We start from the raw sequence: 24,861 nt of genomic DNA on the forward strand, positions 1-24,861 counted from the left end.
TTCTATCGTGCCCGGATCGTTGACTCAGGCTCCCTGTATGGCCCCTCCCCTGTCACAACGCTGTCACAACGATAGAGCGGATCGTGCGGCTAGGCGGGATTGAGGTTCGCGCAGAGTGAGTGTAGCGTGTCTCGGTAACAGATTGATTGGAAATGGGTATCTGGACCGAACGGCCGTCCAACCGTGATCTTAGCTTAGGTGTAGCGTTGCCCTCCGAAGGCAAAGGTCACACGTTCGAATCGTGTCGGGTGCGCCAATCTTCTCAATGACTTAGCTCAATTGCGAGCTCGGTCGCTAAGTTTTTAGCGACCATATAGCGACCAGCATACCGCAAACCAAAACCCAGCGCGGGAGCGACTGAGGCTTTTGTTCGCGTGGTGTGAATCTGAGGCTTGCGCTGGCCTAGGGCATCTCTGCAAAGTCATCTGAGCCAGAAATGGTCATGCCGAGCGTGACCATGGCGAGGTAGTTTGTGGCTCGCTTCTCGTAGCGGGTGGCAATTCGGCGATACTGCTTGAGCCGGCCGATCTGCCGCTCGACCTTGTTGCGCTCGCGATAGACGGCTTTGTCGAAATCGAGCTGGCGGGGCTGATCCTTGCGGGTGGGGATCAGCATTAACCTCGCAGAAACCATGATTACCGCACCCCTGGCTCGCAGGCGCCGGAGGCGGCTGAGTGCGCGCAAGGATCGGTTCCGCTCGTCACTATCGGCATGGCAGCGCTGCCAGCTACATGTGATCGTTATGCAACATGATTCATGTGGTTACCAGCATCGAAATATATGTCCTAGACAGTAAGTAGAGTTGTGGCAGGATCCAAAACGCTTCGAGCGAAATCGTCCTAAATCGAGCACGGTCAGGACACACCCACGCAGGCGGCACAGCGGACAAAATACCGCGCAGCCTGAGTCGGCGGCAAAAAGGGGAAGTTTTATGAAGAAGATTACTGCAGCATTTGCAGGAGCCGCCGCTCTTACGCTGAGTGCTACCGCATCTTACGCGCAGACCACCACGGTTCCTGGCGAGCAGGTCGGCCTCGCGGTCGGCGCGCCGCTGCCGGAAGGCCTCTACGCGATCAACACGTTCACCTATCGCCGCACTGACGGCCGGAACGATCCCGACACGGCCGTCAACATCCCGGTCCTGGTCTGGTCGACCCCGTTCGTGCCGTTCGGCGGCCGCGTCGAGCTGCTCGTCGCACCCCCGACCGTGTTCGCCTTCACCCGCAACCCGGCGGGCGTGCGCAACAAGGACATCTCGATCAACGTCGGCACCTTCGTCGGCGGCATCTGGGCCTTCGACCTCGGCAGCAACTTCGGCGTCAGCTTGCTCGGCGGTGCCTACCTGAACGACCTGAACGGCGACCGCGGCTCGATCATCACCGCCAATGGCACGACGGCCACCCCGGTCCTGCCGCAGCTCTCCTCCAACACCTACCGCTTCGGCATCGCCGGCAGCTACACGGGTGACGGCTGGAACCTGACCGCCAACCTGACCGCCAACATCTACGACTCGCCCGGCCGCTTCCCCGGTCAGGTCGGCGCCGCCATCGGCCCGCTGCGCCTGTCGGACTCGCTGAACTTCGACCTCACGGCGACCAAGAAGTTCGGCAACTTCGAGATCGGTCCGATCGCCTACGGCACCTACAACTTCGACATCAGCCAGGCCAGCGCGGCGGCGGGCAACCGCGGGCGCTTCGCCCTCGGCGGCCTCATCGGCTACGACTTCAAGATCTTCACCGTCCAGGCCTACGTTGCCCGCGACGTCGTGACGGGTCTGCAGACCACCAACGCGTTCGGCCGCACTCGCAGCGACTACTCCACCGACGGCTGGATCCGGTTCATCGTGCCGCTGTACTCGCCGGCCCCGGCCGCCTCGCCGGTCCCGGCGGCTCTGGTCCGCAAGTACTAAGTGTTGTCACTCTCGCGACTTGACTTGTCGCAGATGGCATTCGACACTTCAGGTATCGGAGATTAAATCCTTCCCAGGGTCTAGCTTCGATTAGGGGGCGAGCAAGCCCGTCTCAACAGCGAAACTTGCTCGCCCCCGCCATCATCGAAATTCCGAATATTCCTGCACCTACCCGATCGCGATTTCCGCGGAGTCCCGGGGGCATTTTTTATTTTAGATCTCCTGCCACTCGACGAGCCGAGGAGCATGACCGCAATAGCAGGCCAACGGCTATCGGCTGACGAGTGGCAACTGCCTTGACGAGTTATCCCGCTCGAACGTCAGCAAGAACTCTCTTCCGCTTTCGACCCAACCCAGCCACTCGGACCGCCGTCGGAGCTTCTCCAAAGCGGCCGTTATACGCCGATGTCACCGATTGCCAGCTTACGATCTCGCTCCGCCATTTCGGCCTCGTCGCCGGGAACCAGCATCTGTACGCTGTCGATAGCGGCCCGTTCTTGCACTTGCTCGACGAACGGCCGTAGCCCTTCCTCATAAGCGTGAAATGCGGCGGCATGGTTGTCTGGATGCCGCGCCAGGGCGTCGGCCAGCCTTCCCGCGCCGATGATGGCCATCGAGCCACCGAGGCCTGCGAACGGGGACACGCAATAGCCGGCGTCGCCGACGAGAGTGATGCGCCCGTGCGACCAAGTCGGCATTCTGATCTGGCTGATACGATCAAAATAGAATTCGTTGTCCTCGTCCATATGAGCGAGCATGTCCGGCACTTTCCACTCCAGGCCGGAAAAATGCTCCCTGATCAGGCGACGTTGCTGATCCTTGTTCCGGTAATCGTATTCGATCTCGCCGGCCGTGCGGAACCCGAAGCCGATATCCGTGCGATCGTCATAGCCGTTCAGCATCGCCATCCGTCCAGGAACGGCAAAAACCTCCGAGCTGTTCGGTGGGAGCAGTCCGGTGTCTGGCACGACTTTGAGGTAGAAATATCCGCCCATGAAATGGGTGAACTGCTCACCGTCGCCGAACACTAGCCTGCGCGTATTAGAGCGGTTTCCATCGCAGCCACATATAAGTGCGAATTCGTGCCGGCTGCCATCGCTGAACGTCGCCGACACCGCCTCCGGACGCTCCTCGATCGCCACGATCGAGCGGTTGAACCGCAGTTCCACATCGCCCTCGATCGCGCCGCACAGAACATCCAACAGGTCGTCGCGGTGGATCTCGTAGCGCGGCCCCGCCTCATCGTTCGGGTGGTGGGCCATATCGCCCAGCGTTGCGTTTTTCGCATCCTTGAAGGCGAAGCGCCGAGGGGGAAGCGTTCTGGCCCGAACAGCCTCCATCAACCCCATGCGTTCGAGGACGGCGATTGTCTCCCCCTCGATGTCGACGGGCGTCCCGCCGCGGCGCAAACCCGGTGCGACCTCGACCATCGTGACAAGGTATCCGAGCCGGTTCAGCCAGAATGCCGTCGCCAAGCCGGCGAAGCTCGCGCCGCTGACGAGTACGGATCGCGGCTCGGTGGAGGCACTGGACATCACGGTTGACGTGGGCATGCCATCACCTCAAAATAATCTCGATACATAACTATACCGGGTATAGTTTTACGTGCAGGAACGGGCAAGCCCCATGTTGGACAGGCGCACACGGAAGCGGCTGGCGACGCGCCAAGCCATCTCCGATGCGGCCACTCGCCTGTTCATGGACCACGGCTTCGATCGCGTGACGGTCGACGAGATCGCGGAGGCTGCCGATGTCGGCCGCATGACCGTGTTCAACCATTTCCCACGCAAGGAGGACATGTTCTTTGATCGTGAGGACGAGGTGCGCGGAATGGTGTCCGCGGCCATCCACGGGCGGGACGAGGGAGCGAGCCCGGTCACGGCGCTGCGCTTGCTCGCTCACCGCTGTATCGAGGACCGAAACCCGCTCCTTCCGCTTTTCGGTGCGCCGCTGAGGTTCGTTGCGACGGCGCTGGCCAGCGAAGCGCTGAAGGCGCGCGCGCGACAGATGTGCAGCGAGTTCACGCGTGTTCTGGCAGCGATGATGGCAGAGGCGGTCGATCGACCCGCGGACGATCCCGACGCGCATCTGGTGGCGGGCTTGCTCGTGGCGACGTGGAGCGTCGCCTTCTTCGAAGGGTACAAGGTGGCTGACACGCCCGGCGACGCCGCGGCTGCCGGTCGCGTCTTTCTTCGTCTTATCGATCGTGGTTTCCAAGCCGCCGCGGGCGCGGCAGCGGGAACTCCCTATGTCGAAGCAGGATGACGATATTTGGCGGCGGATGCGTGGCAGCAGATATCGTGAGGGTTTACTCATGGCTGTGTGCGGTTATTGCAATTTTATCCGCTACAACGCATCCGTTGTCCGGAACAGACCTGCCGAACAAGCGGACGGCCTTCTTTCGACTCAACGTAGTCATTTACGCGCGGCCGAGTGGGACCCAAAAGCGGACGAACGTTTCACCGCTTCTATCGCTGTGATGCGGCGATACTGCTTGTTGGTCGCGTTATGGCCGCCAAGGAACCGGGTTCAGGCTTTGCCTGAGGGCGTCAAGAAACCGCTCGGTCCTCGCCGCCCGTGCGCGTCGCCCGGAGCCGAGCAGGGCGACGACCGGAGCCGATGGCAGAGTATGGCTGTCGAGGAGGCGAAGTAGCCGCCCAGCTCGTAGATCATCTGCCACGTCCCACTCTGAACGTAAGAGCACGCCGAGCCCAGCCAATGCCCAGCAGCGGGCCACCTCACCGTCGTTGCTGGCCAGCTCCGGCTCGACCCGTACGCGTTCTTCGCCACTATCACCCGAGTGGAAGCGCCAGAGCGTCACGTCCTCGTCGTTCTCACGCAGGGCTATGCACGAGTGCTCGCGCAGTTCGAGAGGTGTACGCGGCGCCCCGCGCCGGGCGAGATAGGCGGGCGCCGCACAGAGGATACGCTCGTTCGGCGCGAGATGGCGCACCGTCAGGCTTGGCGTCGTGTCCTTGATCTCGCCCACGTGAATGGCAAGGTCCCACGTCTCCGGCGGCATCCGGCCAAGGCGATCTGAGAGCCGCAGGTCAATCCTGACTCCCGGGTGAGATGCCCGAAACGCCGCCACCACGGGAGCCACGTGGTGGCGTCCGAAACCGAACGGAGCCACGATGCGCAGGTGCCCTGTCACCTGCCCACGGCGCTCGGCCAGGGCCTCGCTGAGATCGTCGAAGGCGCCGAGCAGGTCTCTGCCGCGCTCCGCCAGCAATTCGCCTTCGTCGGTCAGCGTGAGGCCGCGACCGGAGCGATCAACCAAGTAAACGCCCACCCGTTCTTCCAGGGCACGTAGCCGCTGCGTCACCGCCGGTGGCGACACGTTAAGGGCGCGCGCAGCCGCAGCTAGCGACGGGGCCGCGGCGATCGCGACGAAGAAGCGGAGGTCGTTCGCATCAAGCATTAAGTCCAGACTTAATCCAAGATGCAGAAAGCGTTAATAGCGCTTCCCAGCCACTCATGATCATTCTCGCGTCAGTAAGCCATAGGGGCCACGGACGTGCTCACTACCGACTTCAAGGGGATGATTTCATCAGCGGAAAGCAGCTCGGCTTTGAGCGCTTTGCCGACGCCGTGCCTCCTTCTGAATGAGGCGCGCCTGCGTGCAAACATCGCCCGGATGAGGAGGAATCTCGACCGGCTCGGCGTCAGCTTCCGGCCTCACCTCAAGACTGCGAAGTCGCTGGACGTTGCCCACCTAGCGATGACCTCACCATCCGGCCCAGCGACGGTCTCCACCCTGCGCGAGGCGGAATACTTCGCTGAGGGAGGGGTACGGGATATTCTCTACGCGGTGGGCATCGCGCCCACGAAGATCGACCGCATCGGTGCAATCCGGCGGCGCTGGGGAACAGACCTCTCCGTAGTACTCGACTCCGTGGAGCAGGCCGAGGCTGTCGCCGCTTGGAGCCGGCGAGCCGGGGATGCGCTTCCCGCCTTGATCGAGGTCGACGCCGACGGACACCGCTCCGGCGTGAAGCCAGGGGACGCGGAAGCACTTGTCGCGATCAGCGGTGCTCTCGGCGCAGGCGCGGTCCTGCGCGGGGTGTTGCTGCACGCCGGTGACAGCTACGGCCTCGATGACCCCGAGGCGCTCGCGGAGGCCGCCGAGAACGAACGCGCGGCGGCGGTCGCGGCGGCCACCATCCTGCGCGAGGCCGGCTTGCCGTGCCCAATCGTCAGCGTCGGCTCGACCCCAACTGCACGATTTGCGCGGGACCTCACCGGTGTCACCGAAGTGCGAGCCGGTGTGTTCATGTTCGGCGACCTGTTCCAGGCGGGCGTCGGCTCCGTCGCGGTCGACGATATCGCGTTGAGCGTGCTCGCTACCGTCATCGGCCATCGCCGCGACAAGGGATGGATCATCGTCGATGCCGGCTGGATGGCAATGTCGCGCGACCGCGGCACGGCCCGGCAGGCGGTCGACCAGGGCTACGGCGTGGTCTGCGACTGCGCAGGCCGGCCCTATCCGGATCTGATCGTCAGCGACGCCAACCAAGAGCACGGCATCCTCGCCCTACGGCAAGGTTCGAGCGCGCGCCTTCCTGACCTGCCGGTCGGATCACGCGTGCGCATCCTGCCAAACCACGCCTGCGCGACGGGTGCCCAGCACGACCGTTACCACGTGCTCGGCGCCGCAGGCCAAGTCCGCGCGGTGTGGCCGCGCATCAACGGTTGGTAGGAGTTGCAGGCGATGACCACACTGATCGAGCAGATCTCGACCACCCGGGCCCCGGCACCCGCCGGCCACTATGCCCAGGCCACTGCATGGCGTGACCTCGTCTTCGTCTCGGGCCAGCTCCCGCACCACGCTGCCGGCACCCACATGTCCGATGCAAGCTTCGAAATTCAAGCCCGACAGGCGGTCGCCAACCTGCTGGCGGTCGTGACAGAGGCCGGCTCCAATCCAGAACGCGTGCTGCGCGTGACTGCCTACGTCGTCGGCGTCGAGAATTGGCCGGTCTTCAATCGCATCTACGCCGAGCTGTTCGGGGCGGCGAAGCCAGCTCGAGCTGTGGTGCCGGTGCCGGAGCTGCATCACGGCTACCTCGTGGAGATCGAGGCGGTCGCCTCACGCGGGATCTGAGATCTGTATCAACGCGGAGGACGCACGGATGGACCGAGGACAAGCCAAATTAAGACGGCGGCCGCGCGTTCCGCTCGCGCTCTGGATGGCGCTTGGCATCGGGGCGGGGCTCGCCACCGGTGCCTTGTGGCCGGACCTCGGTGCTGCCCTGCAGCCGGTAGGCACGGCGTTTATCGATGCGATCCGGATGGTCGTCATCCCCCTCGTTTTCTGCGCCGTCACGCTCGGCGCAAGCCGCATTGCGGATGACGCCAGCCGCCTGGGTCGCACCGCTCTGGTCGCGTTCGGATGGTTCTACCTGGCCAGTGCCGCCTCCATCGCCATCGCGCTGGTGTTGAACGCGGTGTTCCATCCCGGTCTCGGCGCCGGGCTACTCGCTTCGGGGCACGTCCCTCAGAACCTGCCCCTACGGGTGGATTGGGTGAAGTTCGTGCTCGATCTCATCCCGTCCAACGTCGTCGCCGCCATGGCGGCGCAGAAGGTGTTACCGACACTCGTCTTCGCGATGTTGTTCGGTCTCGCTCTGGGCGCGCTCGGTCAAGAGGCTCGCCCAGTGACGGCCGCGCTCGAAGCGGTGCTCGGTGCGATGTTCCGCATCACGCGATGGGTGGTCACCACGGCTCCTTTGGCGGTGTTCGCCATATCGGCCTGGCTCGCGGCGACGCAGGGCGTGGGCGCGCTAGTTGCCCTCGCGAAGCTGGCTGGCACCCTGTACCTCGGCTACGCGCTCCTGTTCGTGGTGCTCCTCGTCGTCATCCGCGTCGCGGGCGAACGTCCCCTATGGGTGGCCCGCCAAGTCATGGGACCGATGCTGCTCGCGTTCGCGACGCGCTCGTCCGAGGTCGCCCTGCCGCCACACATCGAGCGTCTGGAACAGATAGGCGTGCCGAAACGCGTCGTCGCAGTCGTGCTGCCGCTCGGCTACAGCTTCAACCTCGACGGCTCAGCGCTCTACCTGGGCGCGGCGGTGACGTTCCTGGCCGAAGCTTACGGCCTCCACCTGAGCGGGTCGGCCCTGCTGACCATCCTCGTGACGACGCTGATCGCCAGCAAGGGTGTGGCCAATGTACCAGCCTCCAGCCTCGTCGCACTCGCCACCGTGCTGACCGCAATCGGTCTGCCCGCGGAGGCGATCGCCGTCGTGACCGGCATCGACGCGGTGCTCGACATGGGTCGCGCCGGCATCAACGTCTTCGGCAACACCGCGGCGGTGCTGGTAGTCCGCCATTTCGGTGGCCTACCGGAGAGAACTTCGGCGACCGGCGAGGCACCGGCGCTCGAATTAGTCCCGCAACCATCCTCCTCTGCCGCGTGAACCAGAGATGCCCATCATGACACCCAGTCGATACGACGCCGTCCTGTTCGACCTCCTGACTGCCCTGCTCGACAGCTGGTCCTTGTGGAACGAGGTCGCGGGCAGTGAGGAAGCCGGTCGTCGCTGGCGGGCCGAGTACCTTCGGATCACCTACCGCACGGGGGCATACCGGTCTTACGAAGACCTCGTTGCCGAAGCCGCCGAGGCGGTCGGCATGCCACGCACACTGGCCACCCAATTAGACGAGCGCTATGACGAGTTGCGTCCCTGGCCGGGCGTGACGCAGACCCTACAGGCACTCGCCGCTCGATCCGTGCCCCTCGGGGTCGTGACGAACTGCTCCGAACGGTTAGGACGCATTGCGGCCGATTGCGTGGGCGTCGAGTTCGCCACTGTGATCACCGCGGAGCGCGCCGGGTTCTACAAGCCCGACCCTCGTCCGTACCGGCTTGGGCTGGAAGCCCTCGGCGTGGAAGCGGCGCGATGCCTATTCGTCGCTGGCTCAGCCTACGACCTCGTCGGAACGGCGCAGGTCGGGCTGGCCACGTACTGGCATGACCGCATCGGGATGGTCGCTCCCGAAGGCGCAGCCGCACCGCTGGCGCACGAAAGAACCTTGGACCGGCTACCGACGTTCGTTGGGGACTGATCTCCGGAAGCCGCTCGCCGGAAGTGAGCATGCAACCGGCGGCGAGAAGTTCGCCAACCGACCGGCAGAGGAACCGAGAAGCCATCGTCCTGCGCATCGTCGGTAAGGGTCACCGGGACTGTCGCCATGTTCTCGGTTGCCCCTGTGGGCGACAGCGCCGGCGCGGTCGAGATGAAGATGAGCCTTGCTGCTGACGTGGTCGCTGAAAAATCCTTCGTGGCCGATCAAACCACCGGTAAGTGGATCTGCCGAAGGTCTGAGAAGGGTCGAGGCTGTGTCAAAACTCAGAGCCACTGAAAAGTTGTAGAACAAAATTCTCCGCTGCAGCTGGCATAGGCCTCCGGATCGGCTTTTCGGTGCCGGAAGGTGGTCTGTCTCGCGAATGCTCGGCGCCTTCGAGGAAAGTCCTTCTATAAGGGCTAATGGCACTGGTGTTTTGACACAGCCTCGGTCGTATGCGGTCCGCGCAGCTATGACCGCTTTAGCAAGTCGGCCGCTCAGAAGCGGACCGGCGGATATCCGCCCGTCTGAGACGCTCCGGCAGGCAGTCTGAGGCGGTTGGTGGTGGCCGAAAGCGGCCGGTCAGCTTCGGAGCAGGGCCGCGGCAACAGCGGACGGCCTTCTACCGACCGAGGCTGTGTCAAAACGCGGGGGTATTGCGAAGTCGTAGAGCAAACGTCTCCGCATCAGCCGCCAGAGATCTCCAGAGCGACTGGCTGGTGGCAACAAGAAGCCCCTGGGGCCGATGTCACACCTCTTTGAGAGACTAATTTTCTACGGCTGCCGACAGCATTCGCGTTTTGACACGGCCTCGACCCAACCCGGTCGTTGACGACGTGGCCTTGGCGCTCCAGAAGCGGACGTTCAGATGATGACGAACGCACCGAACCGCTTCCGAATTCACACGGACCCGGCTCGGGACGTCTTTATCCCTCGGCGTAGGATGATAGCTCGTCTGGCGTTCCGTTCGGGAACGCTTGTTTCAGATGGTCGAGGAACGCCGAGACACGCGTGCTGAGCAGTCGGCGCGTTGGGTAGAGCACCCAAAGTGCGATGTCCGGCGCGTCTACGTCGCCCCAGTGAGCCAACGTGCCTTTGGCAAGATCGCGGCTCACAAGCGAGACGGGCAAGCGTCCGGCACCGACGCCTGCGCGCACCGCGTCGCGGACCATGATGAGCGATCCCAAGCTGAGGATTGGCTCGACCGCGATCGCGGCATGACCGGTCGGCGTTCTCACCCGCCATGCCGCGCGGTCGTCGCCCCGCACCACGGCCGGAACGGCCGTGCCGTCGGTCGATCGGGCGACGTCGGGACCTGCCACGACCACAAGACGATGGCGCAAGAACGCTCGGCCGACGAGGCGTTCGTCCGGGTCCGGGTTCACCCGGATCACGAGGTCGATGCCCTCCTCGATCATGTCGACAGCCCGGTCCTCCGTCGTGACCTCCAACCGCACCTCCGGATATCTGTGGGCGAAGCTCGCCGCGAGCCTGCCCATGACGGTCTGGGAGAACAGCAGGGGCGTGCTGACCCGCAGACGCCCACGGGGGCGCTCGCCGCCCGACGCGATCGCCGCGGCGGTCTCCTCCAATTCGGTGAGCAGCGAACCTGCTCGCTCGAACAGCGCCCGTCCTTCCTGCGTCAGCTTCAAATCGCGTGCGCCCCGCTCGAACAGGCGCAAGCTCAGGCTGGCTTCCAACTCGGCCACGCGTCGTGACAACGTCGCCTTCGGGCGTCCGGCAGAACGGGCGGCCTTACCGAACCCACCATGACGAGCAACGAGGGTGAAGTCGGCAAGGGCAAGCAGATCCATCGTTCCCCCAGCGAGACGGAGTGTCCAAATATAGCAGCTATTGGCTTACGTATGGATCGATCATCTTGGGGGCATCCAAACGGCGGAACCCAAAGGAACGACCCCATGACCATCCTCGTCACCGGTGCCACCGGCCGCGTCGGCCGCAACGTTGTTCGGCAACTCACCCAGCGCGGTGCGAGCGTCCGCGTGCTGACCCGCGATCCCGCCAAGGCCGATTTCGGCTCCGGCGTCGAGGTCGTGAAGGGGGATCTGCTCGACATCGACGCGCTGCACGCCGCCTTCTCCGGCATCCGCACGCTGTTCCTGCTGAATGCCGTGACGGGTGACGAGTTCACCCAGGCGATCATCACCCTGAACGTCGCGCGCGCCGCGGGCGTCGAGCGGGTCGTCTACCTGTCGGTGTTCGACGCCGACCGCGCCGTCAACGTCCCGCACTTCGCGGTGAAGTACGGCGCCGAGCGCATGCTGGAGACGATGGGCTTCAGCGCAACAATCCTGCGCCCAAGCTACTTCATCGACAACGAGGTCATGATCAAGGACGTGATCCTGAACCACGCCGTCTACCCGATGCCGATCGGATCCAAGGGCGTCGCCATGGTCGATGCACGCGACATCGCCGAGGTCGCCGCGATCAAGTTGATCCGTCGCGACCAGGCGCCGGGCAAGCTGCCAATCGAGACCATCAACCTCGTCGGTCCCGACACGCTCACCGGCGCGGACGCCGCCGCGATCTGGACTAAGCTTCTCGGCCGCCCGGTCGCCTACGGCGGCGACGATCCGAGCGGGTTCGAGGCGAACATGGCGACGTTCATGCCGAAGTGGATGGCTTACGAGATGCGCGTGATGGCCGAGCGCTACGTCAGCGACGGCATGATCCCGGAGGCGGGCGACCGCGAGCGGCTGACCGGCATCCTGGGCCGCCCGCTGCACACCTACCGCGACTTCGCCGCCGCGCTCGTCACCGAGGGCGCGGCGACACCCTGAGCGCCCGCCTCCCGCGCGGCGACTGTTTGGGAAGGGCGAGGCTCCGGCCTCGCCCCAAGCCCCTGCGCTTCCGTTTCAGTGCGCTGCCACGGCCGGTCGATGGCGGCTTCCCCCTGGATGCGTCCCGAAACCGGTCGGACTGCTCACCACCCTGTCCGGCCATTCCACATACGAGCCAAACAGCCCGTCTGGGCCGCCGTCAGCACTTCCCCATAGCGGTCATTCGTCGGCAGCCCGGCAAAGTCAGCTTGGGGCGTGAAGCCGGATTGTTGGCCTTCCCGATCGCCGGTGCCTAACCAGCCCTGGTAATGCACCACCAGCCCAACGACTGGCAGGGTGATGGAAACGTCGAAGTGAAACAGCTCCGCCTCCTCCCACTCGCGGGCGGTGGCGCGGGGTGCGAGAGCCAGCGGCAGGGGCAGCCGCGCGACGGACCAGCCGCGCAGCACCATGCGCAGTCCGCCGCCCTCGGGCGCGAGGCCGAACCTGAAGCGAAGCGGACCGAACCGCTCCACGACGCAGCCACGCTCTTCGGAGAACTCGCTCGTGAACCGGCGACCGGAGAACGCACGCGTCCAGCGCTCCACCCCGCGCGTCTCGCTGAAGCTGACGTGAAGACCGTGTTCGCCCGCGACCGGCAATCCGAGGAGCGCGGCGAGGCCGCGTGTGACGGGGTGACGGCCCCGCCTCACGACGGCGCGACCGTTCGCCCCCGCCTCGCGCAGTACGCTGTGCAGAGCCGCGACGCTCGGCGCGAGGTCGGCGAAGCGCGGACCCAAGACGCGCGCGTAGAGCGCATCGACCTGTACCGACTCCCGCACGTCGTGGCGGATCGACAGGCGCGCGAAGCTCGGCTCGAAATCGGATAGATCGAGCGCAGTTCCGGCGTCGCGCGCGCCGGGCGCGATCGCACCCGCCAGGATCCGCTCGGCCAGGATCGCCGCCGGCAGCACCGGGATCTCCGGGCCGTGACCGTCGGCCGCGAGGAGGGTCCAGCATCGTTCGACGCGGCGGCCCTCGGCCGAGCCGAACATCCGGACGACCATGCCCGACCGATCCGATCCCCAGCGCGCGGTCAGCCGCTGCGCCAGCAGAAGCCCGCGCGCGAGCCGCTGCAAGGAGGGGATCCAGCCCCACCGCACCGGCCAGCTCGCACACCAGAGACCGACCGTCTGCACCGCGAGTTCGGTCCCGGCCCTGAAGGTGACCGCCGGCCGGCCCGGAAGCCGATCGGGCAGGAGATCGAGGTCCGGGACGTCCGCCAGGGCCAGCCAGCGGCGGCCGAGGGACGCGCCGTCGGCCAGGGTGAAGCGCTCGCGCCGCAACTCCTGCCAGCCGACACCCGCCGACCAGCGCTGTCCGCGCCAGAGCCGGATCGGCTTGCCCACATAGCTCAGGATAGCCGCGGCGACCGACGTCCCGGCGGTCGCACGGTTCGAGGCGCTGATCGCGATCTCCACGGCGGTGACCGCGTCCATCCCCTGCGCCAAGCGCCGGGCGACGGCCCCGGACAGTGCGGGGACGCTCGATGCGCCGGCCAGGATCGTGACGCCGGCCGCGCGTGCGGCAGCGTCGAGCCGGCCGATCCCGGTCACGAACGCCCGGCCATCCGCGAGATCGAGGTAAGGGATCGCCGCCGCGATACAGGCCCGGGGCAGATCGTAGCCGCTGCCCTGGAAGGGGCCGGCCGCATCGATCACGAGGTCGGGACGGACGCGTTCCAGCATGGGCGCGACGGCATCGTTGCGGTCGGCCTGAAGGGGACGGCATGGAGGATGGGCCGCGCAGAACGCCTCGGCGCGCGCGAAGCGGCGACCGGCGACGACCACGTCGTGACCGACCGCCGCCAGCCGCCGCGACAGGCGAGCCCCGAAGCCGCCGTATCCGCCGAAGACTAGGACCGTGCTCACGCCGCCTCTCCCTGCCCCGCCGGCTCGGCGTCCTGGAAGACCGCTTCCTGGTGGATCAGCCGCCCGAACCAGGGGTGGGCGATGTCGAGGATGAAGCGGAAGGCGCCCGGCGTCGCGTCCCCGCCGGCATCGGCGTGGGTGACGGTGAGAGCACCGGGGGTGAGCCATCCCGGCAGGTGCAGGCGGCGCCCGAGGCAGTCGATGAAATAGCGGTGGCTGCGAAACATCAGCGCCCCGTCCTCGACCGCCACGGTGAGGGTCATGCCGACGCCGGCGCCGACATGCTCCTCCAGGCCGGTGGGACCGGCGAAGCGCTTGGCCGAGTGGATTACCTGTGGGAAGCCGGAGGCGCGGGCGTACAGCCGCGTCCAGATCTGACCACCGCCATCCGGGTCCTCGGTGACGGTGACTACGCCGGCACGGCCGGTCTCGCGTTCCAGAGGCAGCGGGCTGCCGACGAGGCGCGTAGCCTGCGCCACGAGCCAGCCGAGGCGGCCGACGTGCATCACGACGACGTGGCCGACATAGACCGCGCTCGCCCCCTGCGCGAGGCGCTTACCGAAGCGACGGCGCACGGCCGGCGACAGGTTCGCCCATTCGCGTTCCGGGATCAGGGCCCTGAAGCGTAGGTCGAAGAGGTCGCCCGGTCCGCCGATCGACCGTGCGGGGCAGAATGCGCGGGACGGCCCCGCATCGTCTCGACGGACGCTTGCCATTGCGGTCACCTGGGCACCTCGCTCGTTCCGGCTTCGTGATCCCGACCCTCGAATCGTCACTCAGTCTTGGCCGGCAGAAACTTCACGATCCGACCGCCCAGCCGGATCAGTTTGGCCAGCGTGCCCCGAGGCACATTGAGCATCTGGCCGTACCAGCGCTCCATCGCCTCGGTGAAATCGAGCATCGCGCGCAGGCGCCGCTTGGCGACCGCCCCGAGCGCGGGGTCCGCGTCCGCCTCGGCAACGCAGGCGCGCAGCGCCGCGATAGCGGGATCGATCTCGCGCTCCTTGCGCCCGGCGGCGATGCGCGTGACCATCTCCCAGAGGTCGGTCTCAGCGGCAAAGTGGTCGCGGCGCTCGCCCATCACCGGTACACGGCGGATCAGGTTCCAGCCGAGCAACTCTCGCAGAGAGTTCGAGACATTCGAGCGCGCGATGCCGAGCATGCCGGCGATGTCCTCGGCGGTGAGAGGACGGTCGGAGAGGTAGAGCAGCGCATGGATCTGCGCGACCGAGCGATTGACGCCCCACTGGCCGCCCAGATCGCCCCAGTGCAGCACGAAGCGCTCGACCGCAGCGGGCAGGGAACTCGGCACGTCTGTTATTTCTGTCATGACAGAACTAACAGACCGAACCGAACCTCATGTCAAGGGGATGGAACCAAAGGGGCGTCGACGCTCAAACGGCATCTCGGGATCGAGGCAGGCGCGTCTGCGCTGACACCCACTGCCAAGGTTTGGGCAATGACGGCGAGGTGGTCGAACCTAAGCATCGTCAATTGCTGGAGGGGACCAAGATCCGCTGTCCATCCCGGGCCGGAATTGTCGGGCTGCTGACGTATGTCCGCCGCGAGGGGGCGCGGATAGCGATCCGCCCGGCCGCTATGTGTCTAGGCTGTGTCAAAACGCGGATGCGCTTTGAAGTCGTAGAACAAACGTCTCCGCAGCCACCACGAAGGATCTCCAAAGCGACCGGCCGATGGCAATAAGAAGCCCGTTAGGCCGGTGCCACCCTCTTCGAGAGAATATCTTTCTACAACGGCCGACAGCATTCGAATTTTGACACAGCCTCGGTCGCGAGCAGACACGAAGATGACGTCCGCTTCCGTGCATCGCCGCCCGGAAGCGGACTGGCGGACATCCACCCAACCCAGCCGTTTAGCGGCGCCCACCAACGCGACCGGAGCTGGCCGATAGCAGCCCGTCTGCTCTGAGTCTCAGGGTGGCGACAAGCGGAGGTTCGCCGCGGCTACGCTGTTGGGCTCGAGAGAACTTAATACCGGGCTCGGAGACGTCCACATACTAAGTAACTTGTCTTAGAAACTCGGCGAGCGGTGCTGGTCACTAACGCGCTCGTGTCAGTATATTTCGTGATTACCGGTAGGATCTTCATCTAATAGGTTTCGCTTATACCCGAAAATCATATTGCTTTAGAAAATTGTGGCCGACGATCGCCGCGGAAATGGAAGATGCGGCACATCAGCGCCAATCATCGCGCGATTTCATGACAAGGCAGCCGAGGCAAGGGCGGCAGGATCGCGTACGACGACGCGATTGCGGTGGAGGTCGAGCATGCCTTGGCGACGCCAACACTGGAGTTGCCTGTAGACCGTATCGCAGGTCGTGCCCGCGAAGTCAGCGATGTCGTCCTGCGAGATATGGATTTCACTGCCGAAATCCTCCGCCAGGGCTAGCAAGCGTCGCGCGACCAATGGCATCAGCACCGTCTCTTCGAGTCGCGCGCTGGCGAAGCGCAGACGCTCGCACAGGAGTTCGATGACCCGCATCGACAAGTCGGCGTGCCGGCCGACGAGGTTCAGCATGTCGCGGCGGCGGACCGCGAACAACTCCGCCGGCTCGGCCGCCACGGCGTCCGCGCTGCGCGGCCTACCATCGAAGAGCGCGATCTCGCCGAAAATGTCGCCCGGACCGAGCACGTTGAGCGTCATGCGCCGGCCCGCGCCAGTGCCGGCCGTGATCCGGATCTCGCCTCGGCGGATCGCGTAGAACGCATCCGCCGGGTCGTCCTTCAGGAACAGGGTCTCGCCGCGGGCGAGGCTGTGGGTGACGCAAAGGTCGGCGACGGCCCGCCGCGTGTCGGATTATTGGAGGCGGCCGAAGAAGGGGCTGGCGGACAGCAAACGCTCGAACTGCGCCGGATCGCCCACAGCAGTGGCTCCTGTTGGAGCTGCGGACCCGAGCGGACCATGAGGCCAGACGGCGGTCTCTTCATACCAAAACGCCCGCGAACGCGCTATCCGCCCGAAAGGGCGGCGCAGTGCCGGAGAAGTGCTGGCTTCACCGCGGCTTCCCGCGGCGACTATCGTGCGGCCCTGAAGGCAGTGGCACGCGTTACGTCGGATCTGACGAGGCCGAGATCCGCGAGGTCGCGCTCGCTGAACAAGGCGAGTTCGCGCTGTGTACGGCGGCAGTCGAGCCACAGTCTGAAGACAGAGAACGCAGCGGCCACCTGATCCTCCTCAGCTGAGGAGGCCGACATACCTCGGGCGCCGCTCCGCGTCCGTGACGGCGATCACGGACGCGGAGCGGCGGTTGGTCGGATGAAGGTTCGGGCCCGCGAGGTACCGGGTCATGACCGGACCTCAAAGCACGGCCGATCAATTCTTGCTACCGGAGATCTTGCATGTCGCACGCTGCCCGCTTGACCTACGCCTTGATCAGCTACGCGGTCTTCCTGCTGGCCTTCCTCTACGCAGTCGGCTTTCTCGGACACGTTGTCGTTCCGAAGACTGTAGACGACGGGTCGATCGTCGATCCGGGCTTCGCCGTCGCCGTTGACGTTGCCCTGCTCACCCTCTTCGCGCTCCAGCACAGCGTGATGGCACGCCCGCGCTTCAAAATCTGGTGGACACGCGTCGTCCCGAAGCCGATCGAGCGCAGCACCTACGTCCTCCTGGCGAGCCTCGCGCTGCTGCTGCTGTTCTGGCAATGGCGTCCACTCCCGGCGATCGTCTGGTCGATCTCGGAACCTGTCGCGGCGGGACTTCTGATGGGCCTCTTTTGGATGGGCTGGCTCGTGGTCCTCGCCAGCACCTTCATGATCAGTCATTTCGACCTCTTTGGGCTCAAGCAGGCCATTCACGGCTGGCGATCGACCGTACCGGGTGAGGCCGCGTTCACCACACCCCTCCTCTACAGGCACGTTCGGCATCCGATCTATCTCGGCTTCGTCATCGCGTTCTGGGCGACGCCGACGATGACAGCCGGTCACCTGCTGTTCGCGGCAGTCGCGACCGCCTACATCCTCGTCGGCATCCAATTGGAGGAGCGCGACCTCGTTGCCTTCTTCGGTGATCGCTATCGATGCTATCGGCGCGAGGTGGGCATGCTCTTGCCGCGCCTTCGCGGTGCACGCTGATGGCGTTGTCGCCGACGAACCCGCGGATGTCGAAGCGCTACTCGATCACCACGTCCGCGCTGCTCAAGATCGAGGGCGGCAAGGTCACGCCAAGGCGTGTGGCCGCCCTGACGTTGGCGAACAGTTCAACCTTCGTGACGAGTTGCACCGGCAGGTCGCGAGGCTTCTCGCCCCGGAGCAGACGGCCGGCATAGTGGCCGGCCTGGCGATGCGTCTGCGTGAAGTCGCCTCCGTAGCTCAGCAGCCCGCCGGCAATGGGAAAGTCGCGGGATTGGGTGATCGCGGGAAGCCCGTGGCGGCTTACGAGGATCGCAAGATGCGCGCTGCGATAGGCGAAGAAGGGGTCGGAGGTGAAGACGAGGCCGGGCACCCCGAGCCGGCGCGGCGCCGTGGAAAGCGTCTCGAACTCGTCCTCGCGGCTGGCCTCGAGCACATGGAGTTGCAGGCCAAGGGTGCCCGCCGACGCCCGGAGTCCGGCCACCTGCGAGCTGGCCGTGGGACTGGTGGGATTGACCGCGACGGCGAGGGCGGCACTCGTCGGAAACAGCTCCCGCATCAACTCGAGCCGCTTGTTCGAGACCTCGACGCTCAGGCTCGACACGCCCGTCAGATTGCCGCGAGGCCGAGCGAGATCGTCCACCACGCCGAGGACGACCGGATCGCCGCCCATCTCGAAGACGATGGGGATCGTCTCAGTCGCCGCCCGCGCCGCAAGCACCACGGGCGCACCACCGGGGGCAACCAGGACCGCGATCCCGCTACCGGCGAGTTCCTTCGCGAGCGCGGGCAGCCGCTCGTAGCGCCCGTCTGCCCAGCGAAAGGCGATCGCGACGTCGCGACCCTCGACGAACCCAGTATCGGCGAGCCCCCCGCGAAAAGCCTCCAGCCGACTGGCAGCACGTTCGGGCGTCTCGGAGCCGAGATATCCGATCACCGGAAGCGTCGGCGCTCGCGCCCGGACCGCACGGGGTATGACGCCGCCGATCAGGGCAGTGACCGGCCCTATGAGGATGGCGCGTCGCCTCATCCCGTCGGCCCTCGCCAAGCGCATAGCATCAAGCCGCCGCATCCGGCGTTGGCCGAGCGTCGACCCCCTGACCAGCGTCCACAGCGAAGACGGCAACTGGATCGTCGAAGCCCTTCAGGCGACGCGTCCCGAGCGCCACGAGGGAAACGCCGCTCCCGATCGCCTCGGCCGCCGTGCGGTCGACGAGGATCTGGCCGTCCTGAGCCGAGGCGCACAGGCGCGATGCGAGGTTCGTCACCGTGCCGATGGCCGTGTAGTCCATCCGGCTGTCGGAGCCGATGCGCCCGACCGTGGCGGGTCCCATTGCCAGGCCGATCCCGAAGCCGAGCGCATGGCCGCGCGCCCTCCACGTCGCGGCCAGGGCCTGCACCGTCGCCTGCATTTCGATGACCATGCGGGCGGCCCGCAACGCCGGCTCGGGGCAGGCCACGGGCGCGTTCACCAGTATCATGACGCCGTCGCCGGCGAGGCTCACGAGCGTCGCGCCGTGCCGGTTCACGGTCGCACCGATCACCGCATAGTATTCGCCCAGAACATCCATGATCACGGTCGGCTCAGATCGGGCTGAGAATGGGGTGAAGCCGCGCAGGTCGCCGAAGACGACGACGACTTCGACGCGCTGTCCATCGAGGACGCTGTCATCGCCGGCCCGGTCCACGAGCTCGGCGACTTGCGGCGCGAGGAAGCGTTTGAGCCGGTCGATGCGCTCCGAGCGCTCCCGCGAGATCGCGACCTCGCGGGCCATCTGATTGAAGCGGGTCGCGAGTCGCCCGAGCTCGTCGCCTCGCGCGATGTCGATGCGGTGATCGAACTGGCCAGCCCCGATACGGGCCGCGCCGTCTTCCAGCAAGCGGATCGGCCCGGTCATTCGGCCGGCGAGCCAATAGGCGAGCGCGGCGGCAAAGCCTGTGCCGGCGAGCAGCAGGCCGAGCAGGCGCCAGAAGGCGGCGCGGATCGGTCCGAACGCCTCGGCGGCCGGCTGGTGGACGATCACGCTCCAATCCGGCCCCTGGACCGGCGCCAGGGCGGCGACCACGGCGCGCCCCGCCGGGTCCGAACCGGCGACCGCGCGCCCATCTTGCGCGAGGATCGCAGCCCGCAAGGCTTGGAGGTCCTCGGCCGTCCGGTCCGCGGCGCCGCGTAGGACGAGGCTGATGTCGGGATGCGCGATGAGTCTGCCCGGCCGGTCGAGCACGAAGGCCTGTCCGGTCTCGCCGATCCGGATCCCAACGATGACGTCGAGGATCAGCTTGAGATTGATCTCGGCGACCGCAATGCCCGCCGCGGCCCGATTTCCCGCCACGGCCACGGTCATGTACGGTTCGGAGTTGCGGTGGTAGGTGACGGGGCCGAACCAAGCTTGCCCGGTCCGGGCCCCCAACACCGCCGGATCCGCCGACGCGTCCTCGCCGCTCTCGACGCGGTTGAGGCCGATCCGCGATACAGAGAGCCGCTCCTTCGAGGCGCCATCGATCAGCCTGAGGGTCGTCACGGCGGGGGCGTGACGCAGGAGCCGCAGGGCATCGATGCGCCGCCGCTCGTCCGCCCCCTCAGTCCAGGGCAAGTGGACCATCCAGGCGAGCTGGTTTCCGATCCCTTCGATGAAAATCGCGATCCGCGCAGCCGCAGTCCGGGCCTCGGCACCAAGGAGGTCGTTCAGGTGCGCCCTCTGGTCCTTGTACCCGAACCATGCCTGACTGATGCCGGCGGCGAGCAACGGAACGACCACGGCGGCGAACAGGACGAAGAAATATTGCCGGAACAGCGAGCCTCGCGCGGGGAAAAGGAAGCGAGCCATCGCCGGATCCATTCCAAGGCGCATCGATCCGCTCCGGGATGACCCGGACATACCCCTGAAGGGCTGCCGCAACGCATCGGGGATTGCCCGAGCTCGTCGATCAGCGCGCGATTATGTTCCGGACCTGAGTGCAGCGCCAGTCTGCACGGCGCCTCGCCGACCGAAGCGGGGTTCGGACACATATCCAAGGAAGCCGCGTTGCGGCGACGTCTGCTTCGGAGAGGCAGCGAGAATCAGCTGAGCGACCGCAATGGGCACCAAGCCGAACGTCCGGCCTTGCGCGCGATGACGCTCCGGCGTGACGCAGTCTGGCCGAAAGCGGAATGACCGCTTCTGAGAAGGCTGCCCGGAGAAGCGGACGTTCTTCTACCAACCCAATTGAGGGGGCTGCCGCTGGCTTGTCGGGGAAGACGAGCCGGCCGGGGTCGAGGTCGGGCGAAGCCTCGAATCACGCCTCCTGCGCCGCCTTCCCTTCACCGGAGCGCGGCCGACATCGCTGACAAGCAGTTGATCATCCGAACGGCCTCCTCGATGCGTGCGGCAGTGAATGCGAATTCATTGCCCTCTCCCCGTCGCAGGGCCGGCCAAACGCAGAACAGATCCGCCAGAGCAGGAGATTGTGCCCACATGCGGATCTCGAAAGGAGCGTCGAAGCGGAGTGGCTGCGCTGCCCGATCCCGCAGCGCCGCCGCGACGGTCTTCTGGATCGCCGCGCAGGCCTGCGCGGGCGAGAGGCTGATGCCGCTGTTCTGTCCCGTCGCACGCTTGGTTTCCACGAATCGGGTCTGAGGAAACAGCGCATGGTTCTCGGCGATGAAGACGTCGTCGCCGCTCCCCATCACGACCGGCACGCCGTATTCGCCAGCCAGCGCGCCGTAGAGACCGGCTTCGCCAAGTTCAAGGCCGTTGATCTCTAGCCGGGCGAAGGCGAAGCTGTTGACCGTGTGGGCCAGGATGCCGCGTCCGCTCGCCCGTGAGTGGTAGCCCACGAGGCAGACCGCATCGATGTCCTGATCGAGGCCGGCCATCATCCCGAGGGGCCGCGGCTTACCCTGCACGACCTGCGCCCTGGGATCGAGGAGGTCGGGGGGCATGTTGCGGAAGTCGCCGTGCGAGTCGTTGACCAGCACCGCCCGCGCGCCACCGTCGAACGCGCCCGCGATGGCGGCGTTGGCCTCCCGCGTCATCAGCAACCGCGCGCGCTCGTATTCGGGGTTGCCCGGCGTCGTCTGGACGCGATGGTAAATCCCGGCGACGCCCTCGATATCCGTCGAGATCAGGATGCGCATCGCTCAGGCTCCGAGGATATCGGCCCAGCCGGGCAGGAGATCGGCCAGCGCGCGCCGCCTGTGGCCGTCGCGGCCCGTCACCGCCTCGGCCCGCCATAAAGCGTGGATGATCGCCTGCTCGATCCCGTCCGCGGCGGCCTCGAACAGCGGGTCGAGCTCCGTGTCGTGCAGCAGGGCGAGCGCCGGCATCGGGCGCGCGGGATCGTGCGGCACGGTGTAGGCGGTCGAGAAAGCGAGCGCGATGTCGCCGCTGCCGTGGCCGAACACCGAGCCGGTCCGGGCGAGACCCGCCCCGGCCCGCAGGGCGAGGCGGCGGAGCTGGCGCGCGTCGAGGGGCGCGTCGGTGGCGACGATCATGATGATTGACCCCTTCTCCGGGGCCTCCGCGGCCGGTTCCGGTTCGTCCGCGGCTGCCCGGAGGTGGGCGGCGAGCGGCGTGCCGCAGACCCGGATCTGGGACGGCTTGCCGAAATTCGAGAGGACGAGGGTGCCCAGCGTGAAGCGGCCGCGCGTGCGCGTGCGGACCCGCCGGGAGGCGGTACCGATGCCGCCTTTGAGGCCGAAGCTCGACATCCCGCGCCCGGCCCCTACCGATCCTTCCGCGACGTCGGCGCCGGCCGCGCCGAGGGCGTCGCGATAGTGGGACGCCTCCACCGCCATGCGCTGAATGTCGTTGAGGTAGCCGTCGTTGCACTCGAACACGAGCGGGTTGAGCGTCGGCAGCGCGCGCCCGATCTCCGGATTGTCGGCGATCGCCGCGCGGATCTGGGCCGCGGCCACCGCCGGCACGGAGAAGGTGTTGGTCAAGGCAATCGGCGTCTCGAGCACGCCGAGTTCCTCGACCTGCATGAGGCCGACGGATTTGCCGAACCCGTTCAGCACGACCCCGGCCGCAGGAACACGGTCCCGGTAGGGATCGCCGCCGTGCGGCCGCACGACCGTCACCCCGGTCTGGACGTCGCCTTCGGCCAGCGTGCAATGGCCGACCGTCACGCCCGGGACGTCGGTGATGGCGTCGCCCGCGCCCCGCGGCAGGCGGCCGACGCGGGGCGCGGGGCGCGGAGGGGCGATGTCCGTCACAGGCGATCGATCTTCGGGTCGAGGGCGTCCCGGAGGCCGTCCCCGAGGAGGTTGAAGGCCAGCACCGTGAAGAAGATCGCGAGGCTCGGGAACAGCGCGACGTGCGGCGCCGAGACCATGTCGGCGCGGGCCTCGTTCAGCATGGCGCCCCATTCGGGCGTCGGCGGCTGCGCGCCCATGCCGAGGAAGGACAGGCTCGCGGCCGTGATGATCGAGGTACCCAGCCGCATGGTGAAGTAGACCACGATGCCCGAGATGGTGCCCGGCAGGATGTGGCGCAGGATGATCGTCCGGTCGGGAGCGCCGATGCTCCGCGCGGACTCGATGTAGGTGCTGTTCTTCAGGACCAGGGTCGTGCCGCGCACGAGGCGCGCGAAGGCCGGGACGCTGAAGACCGACACCGCCACGACGACGTTGACGAGCCCGGAGCCCAGGATGGCGACGACGCCGAGCGCCAGCAGGATGCCCGGGAAGGCGAACAGCACGTCGGACATGCGCATGACGATCCGGTCCCACCAGCCGCCGTAGTAGCCCGCCAGGAGACCGAGCACGGTCCCGACGAGTCCGCCGACGGCCACAGAGAGGAATCCGGTCGCCAGGGAGATCCGCGCGCCCTCGACGATGCGGCTCAGGATGTCGCGCCCGAGGGGATCGACGCCGAGCCAGTGCGCGAGCGACGGGCCCTCGTTGATCCGGTCGTAGTCGAAGTCGTTGCCCGGGTCGTAGGGCACGATCCACGGCGCCAGCACTGCGACCATGACCAGCAGGCCGATGAAGCCCAGGGCGACGACGGCGACGCGCTGGCGCCGGAACTTGCGCCAGAATTCCGACCACGGCGTCCGGATGCCGGTGGGGACGGGCGCGACGGTGGGGGCGGCGGGGACGAGGATGTCGGTCACGGCCGGCTCACCTATAGCGGATGGTCGGGTTGATGAGGCCGTAGAGCACGTCCACGACCAGGTTGATCAGGATGAATTCCAGCGAGAACAGCAGGACCAGCGCCTGGATCACCGGATAGTCGCGCTGGTTGACGGCATCGACGAGCAGGCGGCCCATGCCGGGCCAGTTGAACACCGCCTCCACGACGATCGAGCCGCCGAGCAGGAAGCCGAACTGGAGGCCCATCATGGTCACGACCGGGATCAGGGCGTTGCGCAGGCAGTGCTTGGCGATCACGACGCGCTCCTTGAGCCCCTTGGCGCGGGCGGTGCGCACGAAATCCTCGCCGATGACCTCCACGAAGGCCGCGCGGGTGAAGCGGGCCATCACGGCGGCCACGGCCGCGCCGAGCGTCAGCGACGGCAGCACGTAGTGCCGCCACGTGTCGGCGCCGACGGTCGGCAGCCAGCCGAGCTCGACCGAGAAGATCTGCATCAGGAGGATGCCGAGCGCGAAGGCGGGGAACGAGATGCCGGACACGGCGAGCGTCATCCCGACCCGGTCGGGCCATTCGTTGCGGTAGACCGCCGAGACGATGCCGATGACCAGCCCGAAGGCGACCGCCCAGGCCATGCTGGTAAGGGTGAGCAGGAGGGTCGGCAGGAAGCGCTCGCCGATCTCGATCGAGACCGGGCGGCGGGTGCGGATCGAGACGCCGAGATTGCCGCGGGCAAGGTTGGCGAAGTAGCGGACGAACTGTTCCGGCAGGGGCCGGTCGAGGCCGATCTCTGTGCGCACCAGGGCCACCGTCTGGACGTCGGCATCCTGCCCGGCCGCCAGCCGCGCCGGATCGCCGGGCAGCATGTGGACGAACAGGAAGACGAGGACCGAGACGATCAGCAGCGTCGGCAGCAGCCCGAGGAGCCGCTTGAGCAGGAAGGTCAGCATAGGCTCGCGCCCGGGATCCGGGGTTTCCGTGAGGCGATCGCGCGGGAGCGCCGCGCCG

General features: G+C 66.6%; 22 protein-coding genes and 2 pseudogenes. 8 read left to right on the plus strand and 16 right to left on the minus strand.

Annotated features, from left to right (window positions below; genetic code table 11):
- Window positions 1-402: 402 nt before the first annotated feature.
- Window positions 403-612: pseudogene (locus tag CIW48_RS13490) on the minus strand (transposase); the annotation flags it as partial.
- A 319-nt stretch (window positions 613-931) separates the two neighbouring features.
- Between CIW48_RS13490 and CIW48_RS13495 the strand changes: the two are divergent.
- A complete protein-coding gene (locus CIW48_RS13495) occupies window positions 932-1,909 on the plus strand; it encodes a transporter (protein ID WP_149311233.1) in 978 nt (325 codons plus the stop codon).
- 395 nt (window positions 1,910-2,304) lie between these two features.
- On the opposite strand, the gene CIW48_RS13500 is transcribed toward CIW48_RS13495, so the two are convergent.
- Window positions 2,305-3,462: an FAD-dependent monooxygenase gene (locus CIW48_RS13500; protein WP_149311234.1), complete on the minus strand. Its 1,158-nt coding sequence runs from the start codon at window positions 3,460-3,462 to the stop codon at window positions 2,305-2,307.
- A gap of 73 nt (window positions 3,463-3,535) precedes the next feature.
- Between CIW48_RS13500 and CIW48_RS13505 the strand changes: the two genes are divergently transcribed.
- Window positions 3,536-4,174: a TetR/AcrR family transcriptional regulator gene (locus CIW48_RS13505; RefSeq protein WP_149311235.1), complete on the plus strand. Its 639-nt coding sequence runs from the start codon at window positions 3,536-3,538 to the stop codon at window positions 4,172-4,174.
- 241 nt (window positions 4,175-4,415) lie between these two features.
- On the opposite strand, the gene CIW48_RS13510 is transcribed toward CIW48_RS13505, so the two are convergent.
- Window positions 4,416-5,330: a LysR substrate-binding domain-containing protein gene (locus CIW48_RS13510; protein WP_149311236.1), complete on the minus strand. Its 915-nt coding sequence runs from the start codon at window positions 5,328-5,330 to the stop codon at window positions 4,416-4,418.
- 120 nt (window positions 5,331-5,450) lie between these two features.
- Between CIW48_RS13510 and CIW48_RS13515 the strand changes: the two genes are divergently transcribed.
- The 4 genes from CIW48_RS13515 to CIW48_RS13530 are packed head-to-tail and all read left to right on the plus strand — an operon-like array spanning window position 5,451 to window position 8,977.
- On the plus strand, window positions 5,451-6,608 hold the full coding sequence (locus CIW48_RS13515; protein WP_149311259.1) for a DSD1 family PLP-dependent enzyme: 1,158 nt from the start codon (window positions 5,451-5,453) through the stop codon (window positions 6,606-6,608).
- 12 nt (window positions 6,609-6,620) lie between these two features.
- The gene (locus CIW48_RS13520) at window positions 6,621-7,013 is read left to right on the plus strand and encodes a RidA family protein (protein WP_149311237.1); all 393 of its coding nucleotides are present in this window, start codon (window positions 6,621-6,623) and stop codon (window positions 7,011-7,013) included.
- A gap of 28 nt (window positions 7,014-7,041) precedes the next feature.
- On the plus strand, window positions 7,042-8,328 hold the full coding sequence (locus tag CIW48_RS13525) for a dicarboxylate/amino acid:cation symporter (RefSeq protein ID WP_149311238.1): 1,287 nt from the start codon (window positions 7,042-7,044) through the stop codon (window positions 8,326-8,328).
- A 7-nt stretch (window positions 8,329-8,335) separates the two neighbouring features.
- Window positions 8,336-8,977, plus strand: a complete 642-nt coding sequence (locus CIW48_RS13530; protein WP_246695231.1) for an HAD-IA family hydrolase — start codon at window positions 8,336-8,338, stop codon at window positions 8,975-8,977.
- A gap of 926 nt (window positions 8,978-9,903) precedes the next feature.
- Here the strand turns inward: CIW48_RS13530 and CIW48_RS13535 are convergent.
- Entirely contained in the window at window positions 9,904-10,791 is an 888-nt protein-coding gene (locus tag CIW48_RS13535; RefSeq protein ID WP_149311239.1) for a LysR family transcriptional regulator, read from the minus strand.
- A gap of 105 nt (window positions 10,792-10,896) precedes the next feature.
- Between CIW48_RS13535 and CIW48_RS13540 the strand changes: the two genes are divergently transcribed.
- The gene (locus CIW48_RS13540) at window positions 10,897-11,778 is read left to right on the plus strand and encodes an NmrA/HSCARG family protein (RefSeq protein ID WP_149311240.1); all 882 of its coding nucleotides are present in this window, start codon (window positions 10,897-10,899) and stop codon (window positions 11,776-11,778) included.
- A gap of 143 nt (window positions 11,779-11,921) precedes the next feature.
- Here the strand turns inward: CIW48_RS13540 and CIW48_RS13545 are convergent, their stop codons facing one another.
- The 6 genes and pseudogenes from CIW48_RS13545 to CIW48_RS34515 all read right to left on the minus strand — a co-directional run bounded on the left by CIW48_RS13545 (window position 11,922) and on the right by CIW48_RS34515 (window position 16,903).
- Entirely contained in the window at window positions 11,922-13,688 is a 1,767-nt protein-coding gene (locus tag CIW48_RS13545) for an SDR family oxidoreductase (RefSeq protein WP_246695232.1), read from the minus strand.
- The gene (locus CIW48_RS13550; RefSeq protein ID WP_246695233.1) at window positions 13,685-14,404 is read right to left on the minus strand and encodes a DUF4166 domain-containing protein; all 720 of its coding nucleotides are present in this window, start codon (window positions 14,402-14,404) and stop codon (window positions 13,685-13,687) included. Before CIW48_RS13550 ends, CIW48_RS13545 begins: the two co-directional genes overlap by 4 nt.
- Before the next feature lie 56 nt (window positions 14,405-14,460).
- Window positions 14,461-15,018 (minus strand): MarR family transcriptional regulator, encoded by a 558-nt coding sequence (locus CIW48_RS13555; protein WP_149311241.1) that lies wholly within the window; start codon window positions 15,016-15,018, stop codon window positions 14,461-14,463.
- An 887-nt stretch (window positions 15,019-15,905) separates the two neighbouring features.
- Window positions 15,906-16,226, minus strand: a complete 321-nt coding sequence (locus CIW48_RS34505; protein WP_348645127.1) for a helix-turn-helix domain-containing protein — start codon at window positions 16,224-16,226, stop codon at window positions 15,906-15,908.
- Window positions 16,218-16,454: pseudogene (locus CIW48_RS34510) on the minus strand (cyclic nucleotide-binding domain-containing protein); the annotation flags it as partial. The gene CIW48_RS34505 and the pseudogene CIW48_RS34510, both read right to left, overlap by 9 nt.
- 269 nt (window positions 16,455-16,723) lie before the next feature.
- On the minus strand, window positions 16,724-16,903 hold the full coding sequence (locus tag CIW48_RS34515; protein WP_149311242.1) for a DUF1127 domain-containing protein: 180 nt from the start codon (window positions 16,901-16,903) through the stop codon (window positions 16,724-16,726).
- 144 nt (window positions 16,904-17,047) lie between these two features.
- Here CIW48_RS34515 and mddA point away from each other — a divergent pair, with 144 nt between their 5' ends.
- Window positions 17,048-17,782 (plus strand): methanethiol S-methyltransferase, encoded by a 735-nt coding sequence (gene mddA / locus CIW48_RS13570; RefSeq protein WP_149311243.1) that lies wholly within the window; start codon window positions 17,048-17,050, stop codon window positions 17,780-17,782.
- 37 nt (window positions 17,783-17,819) lie between these two features.
- On the opposite strand, the gene CIW48_RS13575 is transcribed toward mddA, so the two are convergent.
- The 6 genes from CIW48_RS13575 to gsiC all read right to left on the minus strand — a co-directional run bounded on the left by CIW48_RS13575 (window position 17,820) and on the right by gsiC (window position 24,803).
- Window positions 17,820-18,809 carry an ABC transporter substrate-binding protein gene (locus CIW48_RS13575; RefSeq protein WP_149311244.1) on the minus strand — a complete coding sequence of 330 codons (990 nt, stop codon included), beginning with the start codon at window positions 18,807-18,809 and terminating at the stop codon, window positions 17,820-17,822.
- Between the two features lie 28 nt (window positions 18,810-18,837).
- Window positions 18,838-20,607 carry an adenylate/guanylate cyclase domain-containing protein gene (locus CIW48_RS13580; RefSeq protein ID WP_149311245.1) on the minus strand — a complete coding sequence of 590 codons (1,770 nt, stop codon included), beginning with the start codon at window positions 20,605-20,607 and terminating at the stop codon, window positions 18,838-18,840.
- A 473-nt stretch (window positions 20,608-21,080) separates the two neighbouring features.
- Window positions 21,081-21,896 carry a M55 family metallopeptidase gene (locus CIW48_RS13585; RefSeq protein WP_149311246.1) on the minus strand — a complete coding sequence of 272 codons (816 nt, stop codon included), beginning with the start codon at window positions 21,894-21,896 and terminating at the stop codon, window positions 21,081-21,083.
- Window positions 21,897-21,899: 3 nt separating this feature from the next.
- A complete protein-coding gene (locus CIW48_RS13590) occupies window positions 21,900-22,976 on the minus strand; it encodes a P1 family peptidase (protein WP_149311247.1) in 1,077 nt (358 codons plus the stop codon).
- On the minus strand, window positions 22,973-23,875 hold the full coding sequence (gsiD, locus tag CIW48_RS13595) for a glutathione ABC transporter permease GsiD (protein WP_149311248.1): 903 nt from the start codon (window positions 23,873-23,875) through the stop codon (window positions 22,973-22,975). Before gsiD ends, CIW48_RS13590 begins: the two co-directional genes overlap by 4 nt.
- 7 nt (window positions 23,876-23,882) lie before the next feature.
- The gene (gene gsiC / locus CIW48_RS13600; protein WP_149311249.1) at window positions 23,883-24,803 is read right to left on the minus strand and encodes a glutathione ABC transporter permease GsiC; all 921 of its coding nucleotides are present in this window, start codon (window positions 24,801-24,803) and stop codon (window positions 23,883-23,885) included.
- Between the last annotated feature and the right edge of the window lie 58 nt (window positions 24,804-24,861).

This window comes from Methylobacterium sp. P1-11, assembly GCF_008329595.1.
GTDB lineage: Bacteria > Pseudomonadota > Alphaproteobacteria > Rhizobiales > Beijerinckiaceae > Methylobacterium.